13 protein-coding genes are annotated in these 11,210 nt (G+C 73.7%); 6 read left to right on the forward strand and 7 right to left on the reverse strand.

The window, feature by feature from the left end; translation table 11 throughout:
• The first annotated feature begins 2 nt into the window (after positions 1 to 2).
• The gene (locus tag ABFY03_RS07860; RefSeq protein ID WP_319008647.1) at positions 3 to 410 is read left to right on the forward strand and encodes a hypothetical protein; all 408 of its coding nucleotides are present in this window, start codon (positions 3 to 5) and stop codon (positions 408 to 410) included.
• A 6-nt stretch (positions 411 to 416) separates the two neighbouring features.
• Here the strand turns inward: ABFY03_RS07860 and ABFY03_RS07865 are convergent, their stop codons facing one another.
• From ABFY03_RS07865 to ABFY03_RS07875, 3 genes are all read right to left on the reverse strand, one after another.
• Entirely contained in the window at positions 417 to 896 is a 480-nt protein-coding gene (locus tag ABFY03_RS07865; protein ID WP_346169557.1) for a GNAT family N-acetyltransferase, read from the reverse strand.
• Between the two features lie 25 nt (positions 897 to 921).
• Complete coding sequence (locus ABFY03_RS07870) at positions 922 to 1,461, reverse strand: sigma-70 RNA polymerase sigma factor region 4 domain-containing protein (protein ID WP_319008649.1); 540 nt, start codon at positions 1,459 to 1,461, stop codon at positions 922 to 924.
• A gap of 94 nt (positions 1,462 to 1,555) precedes the next feature.
• The gene (locus ABFY03_RS07875; protein WP_346169558.1) at positions 1,556 to 2,731 is read right to left on the reverse strand and encodes a glycerophosphodiester phosphodiesterase; all 1,176 of its coding nucleotides are present in this window, start codon (positions 2,729 to 2,731) and stop codon (positions 1,556 to 1,558) included.
• A gap of 273 nt (positions 2,732 to 3,004) precedes the next feature.
• Here ABFY03_RS07875 and ABFY03_RS07880 point away from each other — a divergent pair, with 273 nt between their 5' ends.
• Positions 3,005 to 3,628, forward strand: coding sequence for a lysophospholipid acyltransferase family protein (locus ABFY03_RS07880; RefSeq protein ID WP_386723729.1), 624 nt, complete (start codon positions 3,005 to 3,007; stop codon positions 3,626 to 3,628).
• A 75-nt stretch (positions 3,629 to 3,703) separates the two neighbouring features.
• Here the strand turns inward: ABFY03_RS07880 and ABFY03_RS07885 are convergent, their stop codons facing one another.
• Positions 3,704 to 5,263 carry an MFS transporter gene (locus ABFY03_RS07885; RefSeq protein ID WP_386723723.1) on the reverse strand — a complete coding sequence of 520 codons (1,560 nt, stop codon included), beginning with the start codon at positions 5,261 to 5,263 and terminating at the stop codon, positions 3,704 to 3,706.
• Entirely contained in the window at positions 5,260 to 5,811 is a 552-nt protein-coding gene (locus ABFY03_RS07890) for a TetR/AcrR family transcriptional regulator (protein WP_319008652.1), read from the reverse strand. The genes ABFY03_RS07885 and ABFY03_RS07890 overlap by 4 nt, the downstream gene beginning before the upstream one ends.
• Before the next feature lie 84 nt (positions 5,812 to 5,895).
• On the opposite strand from ABFY03_RS07890, the gene ABFY03_RS07895 reads away from it, so the two are divergent.
• Positions 5,896 to 6,405: an HAD domain-containing protein gene (locus ABFY03_RS07895; protein ID WP_319008653.1), complete on the forward strand. Its 510-nt coding sequence runs from the start codon at positions 5,896 to 5,898 to the stop codon at positions 6,403 to 6,405.
• Between the two features lie 22 nt (positions 6,406 to 6,427).
• Here the strand turns inward: ABFY03_RS07895 and argH are convergent, their stop codons facing one another.
• On the reverse strand, positions 6,428 to 7,858 hold the full coding sequence (gene argH / locus ABFY03_RS07900) for an argininosuccinate lyase (protein WP_319008654.1): 1,431 nt from the start codon (positions 7,856 to 7,858) through the stop codon (positions 6,428 to 6,430).
• Positions 7,859 to 8,128: 270 nt separating this feature from the next.
• Between argH and ABFY03_RS07905 the strand changes: the two genes are divergently transcribed.
• The 3 genes from ABFY03_RS07905 to ABFY03_RS07915 are packed head-to-tail and all read left to right on the forward strand — an operon-like array spanning position 8,129 to position 10,661.
• Complete coding sequence (locus ABFY03_RS07905; RefSeq protein WP_346169559.1) at positions 8,129 to 9,274, forward strand: hypothetical protein; 1,146 nt, start codon at positions 8,129 to 8,131, stop codon at positions 9,272 to 9,274.
• 50 nt (positions 9,275 to 9,324) lie between these two features.
• Positions 9,325 to 9,930, forward strand: a complete 606-nt coding sequence (locus ABFY03_RS07910) for a pyridoxamine 5'-phosphate oxidase family protein (protein WP_346169560.1) — start codon at positions 9,325 to 9,327, stop codon at positions 9,928 to 9,930.
• Between the two features lie 38 nt (positions 9,931 to 9,968).
• Entirely contained in the window at positions 9,969 to 10,661 is a 693-nt protein-coding gene (locus tag ABFY03_RS07915) for a L,D-transpeptidase family protein (RefSeq protein ID WP_346169561.1), read from the forward strand.
• Positions 10,662 to 10,668: 7 nt separating this feature from the next.
• Here ABFY03_RS07915 and ABFY03_RS07920 read toward each other — a convergent pair whose 3' ends face one another.
• On the reverse strand, positions 10,669 to 11,205 hold the full coding sequence (locus tag ABFY03_RS07920; RefSeq protein WP_030756161.1) for an arginine repressor: 537 nt from the start codon (positions 11,203 to 11,205) through the stop codon (positions 10,669 to 10,671).
• Positions 11,206 to 11,210: the final 5 nt, after the last annotated feature.

The following is an 11,210-nucleotide window of genomic DNA, read 5'->3' on the forward strand; positions in this document are numbered from 1 at the left end:
CCATGGCGGAGACCCAGGCACGGACCCGGCTCGTCACCGGCCCCGGCATGCTGCTGGTCTGGCTGTACGGCGTGATGTCGGTGGGCGCGGCCTCGCGCTCGGTCTACGAGATCAGCGCCAAGTTCGACGAGGCGCCGCTGGCGTACACGCTCTCGGCGGTCGCGGCGGTCGTCTACGTGTTCATCACGTACACCCTCGTCCGGGGCGGCGAGACGGCCCGCAGGGCGGCGCTGGTGTGCTGCGCCGCCGAGCTCGCGGGCGTGCTGGTCGTCGGGACGTGGACGCTCGTCGAGCCGTCGGCCTTCCCGGACTCCACGGTGTGGTCCGAGTTCGGCTACGGCTACGTCTTCATCCCGGTGCTGCTGCCGCTCAGCGGCATCTGGTGGCTGCGCCGGTCGCGCACCGCCTGACCGGCGTCAGGCGGCCTTCTCCAGGGTGACGAGGGTGAGCCGGGGGCCGACCTCGCGGACGCCGACCTGGGCGTAGCCCTTGGCGCGGTAGAGGCGGAGGTTGCCCTCGCTGCGGTGGCCGGTGAAGAGCTGGAAGCGCTTGGGGGCGGCGTCCGCCCCGGCGAAGTGGCGCTCGATGGCGTCGAGCAGCCGGCCGCCGATGCCGTGGCGGCGCATGCGCGGGTGGACGATGAGCTTGGCGATGTGGACCGTGCCGTCCTCGTCGGTCCGGGCGCGGACGGAGGCGATCACCTCGTCGCCGAGCCGGGCCACCAGACCGTACCCGTCCGCCAGCTCGGCGCGGACGGCGTCGAGCGACTGGGTCAGCGGCTCCATGGACCAGTCCCCGTACAGCTCGGCCTCGCTCTGGTAGCAGAGGTACTGCAGCTTCAGGATCTGCTCCGCGTCGCGCGCGTCCGCCGCCGAGATGGTCACACTCAGGCCCATGTGTGCATGCCTCCCGCTCATCTGGTCACCGATCGGTACCACGCACCCTTCCCCGTCGGCCGGATGCGGGAACCTCTGCCGCGAGCATTCTGCGCAGGCATCCCAGGCAACGGGAACGCATCGGCCCCAGACTGCCTTGTGAGATACCCAACGTTCCTGCGATTTCGCGGTAGGTGGGGTCCGTGGGGTCGAGCATCGCGTTCAGCAGGCGGGGGCAGCGGCCGGGCGTCCGGGTGACGGCGGCGCGCAGGGTCCGGCGGCGTTCGGCGGTGAGGGCGGAGCCCTCGGGACCGGGGCCGTACGCCTCGGGGCGGGTCTCCCCGTCGTGGTACGGGCGTTCGCGTCCGCTGGTGCGGCGGGCCCGGCGGGCCTCGGCGCGGACGGCGCGGCGGAGCCAGTCGGCGGGGCGCTCGGGGGCGCCGTCGGCGCTGAGCCGCTCCAGGAGCCGCAGCCAGACGGCCTGTTCGAGGTCGCCGGGCTCGATCCCGGCGGCCGCGGCCTCCGCGCGCGACTCGGCGGCGAGCAGCGGGGTGAGGGTGGCGAGGAGGGTTTCCGGGGAGGTCATGAACGGCACGATGCGGTGGCGCGGCGGCGCGGTTGCGCCCCGGGCGGGGAACCACCCGGTCGGCGTACGGCGCTGGCCGGGTGGTCCGGGCGGGTCAGCGGGCGTCGAGGTCCGCGGCGGCCAGCAGGGCCGTGTCGGGGTTGTCGGAGAAGACGCCGTCGATGCCGGTCTCCAGGTACCGCCGCAGGGCGCCGAAGGCGTCGCCGTACGCGGCCGGGTCCGTGCCGCGGCGGAAGTCGGCCGGCAGGAAGGCGTTCTCGTTGCGGTGGGTGTACGGGTGGAGGATCAGGCCCTCCGCGTGGGCGTCCCGCACCAGGGTGGTGGGGGTGCCGAGCCGGCCCGTGGCGTCCTTGGGGATGACCAGGTCGAGGGTGGGGCCGATGCCCTGGGCGTACGAGGCGATCCAGCGGAGTCCGGCCGGGGCGACGAGGTCGGCGACGGTCCGCGGGTCGCCGGCCTCGACGAAGTCCCAGGGGCGGGTGGCCGCGCCGGAGAGCAGGACCACCAGCGGGGAGTCGACCAGCTTCGACAGGCGCTGGATGCTGCTGGGCTCGAAGGACTGGAGGAAGACGGCGGAGTGCGCGCGGTGGCGGCCGTACCGGCGGAGCAGCCTGGCGAGGCGCTCCTCCAGGCCGAGGCCGATCGAGCGGAAGTACGAGGGGTGCTTGGTCTCGACGTGGAGCCAGATCTCGCGGCCCCGCCGGCGGCCCTCCTCGTCGGCCCAGCGCAGCACCTCCTCGAAGGTGGGGACGGTCCAGCGGCCGTCGTAGAGGGTGTTCTCCTGGCGGGTGCCGGGGATCCGCTCCTTGGCGCGGAGGGTCTTCAGCTCGGCGAGGGTGAAGTCCTCGGTGAACCAGCCGGTGTACGAGACGCCGTCGACCGACTTGGTGGTCCGGCGGGAGGCGAACTCGGGGTGGTCGGCGACGTCGGTGGTGCCGGTGATGTCGTTCTCGTGGCGGCAGACCAGGTGTCCGTCCTTGGTGGGGACGAGGTCCTGCTCGATGACGTGGGCGCCGAGGTCCAGGGCGTGCGCGTACGAGCCGAGGGTGTGCTCGGGGCGGTAGCCGCTGGCGCCGCGGTGGGCGATGACGGTCGGGACGGGGAGCGAGCGGTAGCCGCGCCCGTGGCCCTGGCCGTGCGGGCGGCCGGTCTCGGCGGCCTGCGCGGTGCCCGGGCCGGCGGCGAGTCCGGCGGTGACGCCGAACGCGGCGGCGCCGGCCGCGCCGAGCAGCGTCCGCCGGGCCGGGGTCCTGGGTGCGCCCTGGGTCATGGAGGTCCTCCTGTGTGATGTCCCGCACCTGTCGATCGGTGGAGCCGACGGTAGGCAGTGATCCCCTACGGGCGGCGGACCTGGGCGGAACATGGCGCAAACACGCGTCAACACCGTGTATCCGTTCGGTGAACCCGATGTGCGCGGGGCGGCGACCCGCGAGTATCGTCCCGTGCTGCACCGTCGGCTCCCGGAGCCGCCCGCCCGACACCGGAGGAACCGTTGTCCCGTCACGCGATCGTCAAGGCCACCCTCGGTCCGATCCTGCGTCTGATGTTCCGCCCCCGTGTCGAGGGCGCCGAGAACGTTCCCGGGACCGGTCCGGTGATCCTCGCGGGCAACCACCTCACCTTCATCGACTCGATGATCATGCCGATCTGCCTGGACCGCCAGGTCTTCTTCATCGGCAAGGACGAGTACGTGACGGGCAAGGGGATCAAGGGCCGGCTGATGGCCTGGTTCTTCACCAGCGTCGGCATGATCCCGGTGGACCGGGACGGCGGCCGCGGTGGTGTGGCGGCGCTGATGACCGGCCGCCGGGTCATCGAGGAGGGCAAGATCTTCTCGATCTACCCGGAGGGCACCCGCTCCCCCGACGGCCGGCTCTACCGGGGCCGTACGGGCGTGGCGCGGCTGACGCTGATGACCGGCGCGCCGGTGGTGCCGTTCGCGGTGATCGGCACGGACAAGGTGCAGCCGAGCGGCGCGGGCTTCCCGCGCCCGGCGCAGGTGACGGTCCGCTTCGGCGAGCCGCTGGAGTTCTCCCGGTACGAGGGCATGGACCGCGACCGGTACGTGCTGCGGGCGGTGACGGACTCGGTGATGGCGGAGGTCATGCGGCTGTCGGGCCAGGAGTACGTGGACATGTACGCCACGAAGGCGAAGGAAGCCGCCTAGTCGGCCGGCCCGTTCGTGCGCGTGAGGGCGCCCCCGGATCCGTCCGGGGGCGCCCTCGTGCGCGGGGCGGGTGCGTCAGTGTTCGACGCCGTCCGCGAGCTTCTGGTCCCTGAGGAGGAACCAGGCGGCCGCGGCGGTGGCGAGGAGGACGGCGGCGCCGACGCCGGCGGCGATCCGCAGGCCGTCGACGAAGGCGTCCTGGGCGGCCGCCACCAGGGCGCCGGCGGGGGCCGGGTCGAGGGCCGCGGAGGCCTCGACGGCGCCGCCGAGCGAGTCGTGGGCGGCCGCGGCGACGTCGGAGGGGACGCCGGCCGGGGTGGTGAAGCCGCGGTAGACGCCGGTCACGATGGAGCCGAGGACGGCGATGCCGAGGGCGGCGCCGAGCTCGTACGCCGTCTCGGAGACGGCGGACGCGGACCCGGCCTGGTCCTTGGGGACGCTGGAGAGGATCACGTCGGCGGTGACGGTGAAGGCGAGGCCCGCACCGACGCCGACGACGAGCAGGGTCGCGCCGAGGAACGGGTAGCCGGTGGACCGGCCGATGAGGGTCAGGACCGCGAGGGCGAGGCCGATGGCGGCGAGGCCGCCGGCGACGACCGAGCGGACCGAGTAGCGGCGGGCGACCCGGCCGGCCAGCAGACCGGCGGTCACCGAGCCGATGGCGGCGGGCAGTTCGGCGAGGCCGGCCTCCAGCGGCGAGCGGCCCTGGACGAGCTGGAAGAACTGGGACAGGAAGAACACCAGGCCGGCGAGGCCGAGGATGGTCAGCAGGTCGGCGAGGACGGCGCCGGAGAAGCCGCGGTTGCGGAACAGGCGCATGTCCAGGAGCGGGGCCGGCAGGGTGAGCTGGCGGCGGACGAACCAGGTGAGGCCGCCGGCGCCGGCGAGCGCGGCGACGGCCACGTCGAGGGTGAGGCCGTGCGAGGCCAGTTCCTTGACCGCGTAGACGACGCCGATCATGCCGACGAGGGAGGCGGCGACGCTGGGGAGGTCCCACGGGCCCGGGTTCGGGTTCTTCGACTCGGGGATCAGCCGGATGCCGATGAGGACCAGGACGGCCATGACGGGCAGGTTGATGAGGAAGACCGAGCCCCACCAGAAGTGCTCCAGGAGGAAGCCTCCGACGACCGGGCCGACGGCGGCGCCGGCCGCGGCCATGGCGCCCCAGATGCCGATGGCGAGACTGCGCTCGCGCGGGTCGTGGAAGAGGTTCCGGATGAGGGCCAGCGTGGACGGCATCAGGGTCGCGCCGGCGACGCCGAGCAGCGCGCGGGCGGCGATCATCATCTCGGGGCTGGACGCGTAGGCGTTCAGGACGGAGACGGCGCCGAAGGCGGCGGCGCCGACGAGGAGCAGCTTCTTGCGGCCGATGCGGTCGCCGAGGCTGCCCATGGAGACGAGCAGGCCGGCGATGACGAAGGAGTAGACGTCGCCGATCCAGAGCAGCTGGGTGCCGGTCGGCTTCAGGTCCTCGGAGAGGAACGGGGTCGCCAGGCCGAGCACGGTGGCGTCCACGGCCACCAGCAGCACGGCCAGGACGAGTGCGGCGAGGGCGAGCCACCGGCCGGGGCGGCGGACGCCCTCGGTATGGCTTTCCTCGTTGCCCTTGTCGTAGCGGACGGTTTCGGTGATCACTTCTCCACGCTCCTGCGCGCTCCGCCGAGCAGCAGCTCGGCGATCATGTACGAAAAGTCGTTGGCGGCGACGCGCCCGTCGGCGACGGCCCAGGCGCCCGAGCTGATCAGCCCGTAGAAGGCCTCGCAGAGCCAGGCGGGGCTCAGGTCGATCCGGAAGGCGCCCTCCTCCTGGCCGCGCCGGAAGAGGGCGGCGAGCCGGGCGTCGAGCCGGGCCCAGCCCTCGTTCTGCCCGTCCCCCTCGAACAGCTGGTTCTCGGTGACGAGGAAGGAGAGCAGCGGGGCGGCGGGCTGGGAGGCGGCGACGAGCCGCCGGACGGCGTCGTCGGCGGGCCCCTCCTCGATCCGGGCCGCGTCGAGCGCGGCCTCGGCCTCCTCGATGCACATCTGCTCCAGCGCCCGCACGAGCGCGTCCCGCCCGGCGAAGTGCCGGTGGAGCGTGGCCCGCCCGATGCCGGCGGCCCGGGCGACCTCGTCCATGGTGGCGGTCGCCTTGCGGGAGAGCAGGGCGGCGGCGGTGCGGAGCACCTGGGTGCGGTCGACTGACATGAGACGACCATACACCGAGTGAGACATCTTTGTCTCATATGAAATTTCTACGCCTCACGCGAGGCGGGACGGAATGCTGGGCGCATGACGAAGCCGCTGCTGCTGATCGACGTGGACGGACCGCTCAATCCCTACGCGGCGCGGCGCGAGCGCCGGCCGGAGGGATACCGGACGCACCGGATGCGGCCGGGGGGCTGGTTCGAGACCAAGCCGCTGCGGGTGTGGCTGAACCCCGGCCACGGGCCGGAGCTGCTCGCCCTGGCGGAGGCGTACGAGCTGGTGTGGGCGACGACGTGGAAGGGCGAGGCCAACGAGTGGATAGGCCCGCACCTGGGGCTGCCCGAGCTGCCGTTCATCGACTGGCCGCAGATGCACGGGGCCGCCCCGGACGGGACGTTCTGGAAGACCCGGTACGTCCTGGAGTACGCGCGGGGGCGGCCGTTCGCGTGGGTGGACGACGACATCACGCCGTACGACCACGCGTATGTGGAGCGGGGACACGACACCGCCGCCCTGCTGCTGCACGTCGATCCCCGGCTCGGACTGCTCCGGCCGGATTTCGACGCGCTCGCGGACTGGGCGGCGGCGCTGTGACCCGCTGAGGGCGTCCCCCGGGTTACTTCTGCTTGGCGGTGGCCCAGGCGTGCTGGACGACCAGGTCGGCCTTGACCTCGATCAGCTGGGTGGCGACGGCGGAGGGGGCGGTGCCGCCCCGGCCGTCGCGGGAGGCGAGGGCGCCGGGGACGTCGAGGACGGTGCGGACCTCGGGGGTGAGGTGCTCGGAGATCTTGGCGAACTGCTCGTCCGTCAGCTCGTCCAGCTCCTTGCCCTCGGACTCGGCGACCTTGACGCACTCGCCGGCCACCTCGTGGGCGACCCGGAACGGCACGCCCTGCTTGACCAGCCACTCGGCGATGTCGGTGGCGAGGGAGAAGCCGGCCGGGGCCAGTTCCTCCATGCGGTCGCGGTTGACGGTGAGTGTGGCCATCATGCCGGTGAAGGCGGGGAGCAGGACCTCCAGCTGGTCGCAGGAGTCGAAGACCGGCTCCTTGTCCTCCTGGAGGTCGCGGTTGTAGGCGAGCGGCAGGGCCTTGAGGGTGGCCATCAGGCCGGACAGGTTGCCGATGAGCCGACCGGACTTGCCCCGGGCCAGCTCGGCGATGTCCGGGTTCTTCTTCTGCGGCATGATCGACGAGCCGGTGGAGAAGGCGTCGTGGAGGGTCACGAAGGAGAACTCCTTCGTGTTCCAGATGATGATCTCCTCCGCGATCCGGGAGAGGTTGACGCCGATCATCGCGGTGATGAACGCGAACTCGGCGACGAAGTCGCGGGAGGCCGTGCCGTCGATCGAGTTCCCGGCCGAGCCGCGCTCGAAGCCGAGGTCCTTGGCGACCGCCTCCGGGTCGAGCCCGAGGGAAGAGCCGGCGAGGGCGCCGGAGCCGTACGGGGAGACCGCGGTCCGGGTGTCCCACTGGCGCAGCCGCTCGGCGTCCCGGGAGAGGGACTGGACGTGGGCCAGGACGTGGTGGGCGAAGAGCACCGGCTGGGCGTGCTGGAGGTGGGTCCGGCCGGGCATGGCGACGTCCGGGTGCGCCTCGGCGAGGCCGACCAGCGCGTCCTGGAGGTCGGCGACGAGCCCGCCGATGATCCGGGCGTGGTCCCGGAGGTACATCCGGAAGAGGGTGGCGACCTGGTCGTTCCGGGACCGCCCGGCCCGCAGCTTGCCGCCGAGCTCGGCACCGAGCCGCTCCAGGAGACCCCGCTCCAGGGCGGTGTGGACGTCCTCGTCGGCGATGGTGCCGACGAAGGAGCCGTCGGCGACGTCCGCCTCCAGCTGGTCGAGCCCGGCCAGCATCCTGGTCAGCTCGTCCTCGGTGAGCAGCCCCGCCTTGCGGAGCACGCGCGCGTGCGCGCGGGATCCGGCGATGTCGTACGGCGCGAGACGCCAGTCGAAGTGGACCGAGGCGGAGAGCTTCGCGAGGGCCTCGGCCGGACCGTCGGCGAAGCGCCCGCCCCAGAGCCGGACGTCACCGTTGTTGCTGCTCACTTCTGGTTGCTCCTCGCCTCGATCCTTCGAAACCCGTGATGCATGAGTATGCAGAACTCCGCATGATTCGTCAAAGGCGGGGGGGCGGATCCGCCGCATGACGGGCGAACGGCCGCCGGGCCCCACGCACCACCCTCGCCGGGGAGAACGGCTTCCGCCCGGCGAGGACACGGCCCCCGGCGGCCGGCGCCGGGCGCGCGGAGGAGGCGCGGATCGCAGGACCCGGAAAACCACGGGCGACGGCAGGCGACCGGCGTCTAGCCTCCCCGCATGGCACACGGGGAATCACGGAAGGCGGCGGTACGGCGCCTGGGGCGGGGGCTTCCCCTGTACCGGGTGCTGGACGTGACGCGGCCGAAGGGCTGGGCCCATCTGGACGAGGACGTACGGCTGACGGTGCGGTACGGCGCCCTCGCGCCCGCGCACGGGTGGCTCACCGGGGCCCACGGGCCCGGGTGGCGGGGCCTGTGGGAACGGGCCGCCGACCGGGTGCGGGAGACGCCCACCGAGGCGCAGCTCGCGCTCGCGCTGTGCGACCCCGACGGGCGGATCCGGCATGCCGCCCTGGCCTACGCGGCGGGCCGGCCGGAGGTGCTTCCCCTGGTCGTGGTCCGCGCTGCGGACTGGGTGCAGCCCGTACGCGCGCGTGCCCTGGCGCTGCTGCGGGAGGCACTGCCCACCGCCTCGCACGAGACCCTCGCCGTCACCGCGCCGGTGATCCTGCGGCTCGCCCGGCGCCTGCGCGGTGGCGCGGCGGCCGAACTCCTCGACGGGCTGCTGCGCGGCGGGGACGGGGCGCGGGTGAAGGCCCTGCTGTTCGGCTGCCGTGACGGCGTCACCCGGCGGGCCGCGCTCGCCGTCGCGCTCGACCGGGGGCTGTACGACGGCCTCGGGCTCGCCCTCGTGGCCGCGGACGACCACGACCCGGTGGTGCAGGAGCGGGCCGCCTCGGCGGCCGTGGCCGCCGGGGCGCCGGACGCGACCGTGCCCGTCCTCCTGGGGTCCCGCTTCGGGCGGGTGCGGGCGGCCGGGGTGACCGCGCTGCGCGGGGCCGGGCGGCACGCGGAGGCGGAGCCGTACCTCTACGACCGGTCGGGGCGCACGCGCGCGTGCGCCCGGTGGGTGGTGCGGCAGGGCGGGGGCGACCCGGTGACCCTGTACCGGGCCGCCTGCGCGGGCGCGGAGGTGCCGGCGCGGGCGCCGCTCGGCCTCGGGGAGTGCGGCAGTCGGGCGGTGGACGCGGCGCTGCTGCGGGAGCTGACGCGGCATCGGGAGGGGCGGGTGCGGGCATCGGCGGTGGCCGGGCTGCGGCTGCTGGACGCCGTGGAGCCGGCGCGGATGGAGGCACTGCTCGGCGACCCCGAGCCCGCCGTCGTGCGGGAGGCTCGGCGGGCGCTGTGGCCGTGGCGGGTCTGAGCCGTGAGACGGGACGTCATCACGGTGCGGGGCGGGCGGAGAATGACGCCATGGGAAAAACGTATGAGCGTATCGACGGGCGGCTGCGGGCCTTCATCGAGGAACAGCCCCTCTATTTCACGGCCACCGCGCCGCTGTCCGGCGACGGGCACGTCAACCTCTCTCCCAAGGGGCGGAAGGGGACGCTCGTCGTCCTCGACGAACTGACCCTCGCCTACGTGGACTTCGGCGGAAGCACCGCCGAGACGCTGGCTCATCTGCGGGAGCCGGGCAACGGACGGATCACCCTCATGTGGACGGCCTTCTCCGGTCCGCCGACCGTGGTCCGGGTGCACGGGGAGGGCGAGGTGGTGCTGCGGGACGATCCGCGGTGGCCGGAGCTCTTCGGGCGGTTTCCCGAGGAGGCGGTGAAGGACCAGGGCAGCGCGCGGGCGATCGTCGTGGTGCACGCGCGGCGGATCAGCGACTCGTGCGGCTTCGCGGTCCCGGTGATGGAGTACCGGGAGGAGCGGTCGCTGCACGCCGACTTCTTCAACCGGAAGACGGACGAGGAGTTCAACACCTACTGCGAGGGCAAGGAGCACATCGCCACCAGCATCGACGGGCTGCCCGCGCTGCCGCTGCCGCTGCCGCCGCTCCCCCGGTCGGGTCACTAGCGTGGCCGGCGGCCGGCGGGCCGCCTAGCGTCGCCGCCATGCGTACCCTTCTCGCGCTCGGCGCCGTGCTGCTCTCCCTCGCCTCCGCGCCGACTCCCCCGGCGGTCCCGCTGCCCGCGCGGATGGCGGACACCGGCGGCGGCTCCCAGCTGATCACCGCCGTGGCCGCGGACGCCTCCGCCACCACCGGGACCGTCACCTGGTGGGACCGGCGCGGCAGGCGGTGGGTGCGGGCGGGGTCGGCGCCGGCCCGGTTCGGGGCGAAGGGGCTGGCGGAGGGCGCCACCCGGCGGCAGGGGACGCACACCACGCCGACGGGGCTGTTCGACCTGCCGTACGCCTTCGGGATCCGCGCCGCTCCGGCCGGTACCCGCTTCCGCTACGTACGCGCGACCGCGGACTCGTGGTGGTGCCAGGACAACGACTCGCGCGCGTACAACCGCTGGGTCGAGAAGCTGCCGGCGGACTGCCGCGCCGCGGAGGCCGAGCACATCGTCGCGTACGGCACGCAGTACGCGCACGCGCTCGTCATCGGCTTCAACTACGCCCGCCCGGTGCGGAGGCGGGGCGCCGGGATCTTCCTGCACGTGAACGGGCGCGGGGCCACGGCCGGATGCGTCTCCGTGCCGGCGGACGCGATGCGGGCGATCCTCGCCTGGGCCGATCCGGCGCGGCGGCCGCACATCGCCGTCGGCACCCGGCGGGGGCCGACGGCGGTCACGCGCTACTGAACGGTGCTCAGTTCCCCTTCTGCGCCAGGCGCAGCAGGTGGTCGGCGAGGGCCTGGCCGCCCGTCGGGTCGCGGGAGATGAGCAGCAGGGTGTCGTCGCCCGCGATGGTGCCGAGGATCGCGTGGAGCTCGGCCTGGTCGATGGCGGACGCGAGGAACTGGGCGGCGCCCGGCGGGGTCCTGAGCACCACCAGGTTGGCGGACGCCTCGGCGGAGATGAGGAGTTCACCGGAGAGCCGGCGCATCCGCTCCTCCTTGGCGGACTCGCCGAGGGGGGCCTGCGGGGTGCGGAAGCCGCCCTCGCTGGGGACCGCGTAGATCAGCTCGCCGCCGGTGTTGCGGATCTTCACCGCGCCGAGCTCGTCGAGGTCGCGGGAGAGCGTCGCCTGGGTGACGCTCAGCCCGTCGTCCGCGAGGAGCTTGGCGAGCTGGCTCTGCGACCGCACCGGCTGCCGGTTGAGGATGTCGACGATCCTGCGGTGGCGTGCGGTGCGGGTCTGCGGTACCGACGGCCCTCCGTGCTCGTTCCCCTGCGCGTCGGTCATCGTCG

This window comes from Streptomyces roseofulvus (genome assembly GCF_039534915.1).
Lineage (GTDB): Bacteria > Actinomycetota > Actinomycetes > Streptomycetales > Streptomycetaceae > Streptomyces > Streptomyces roseofulvus.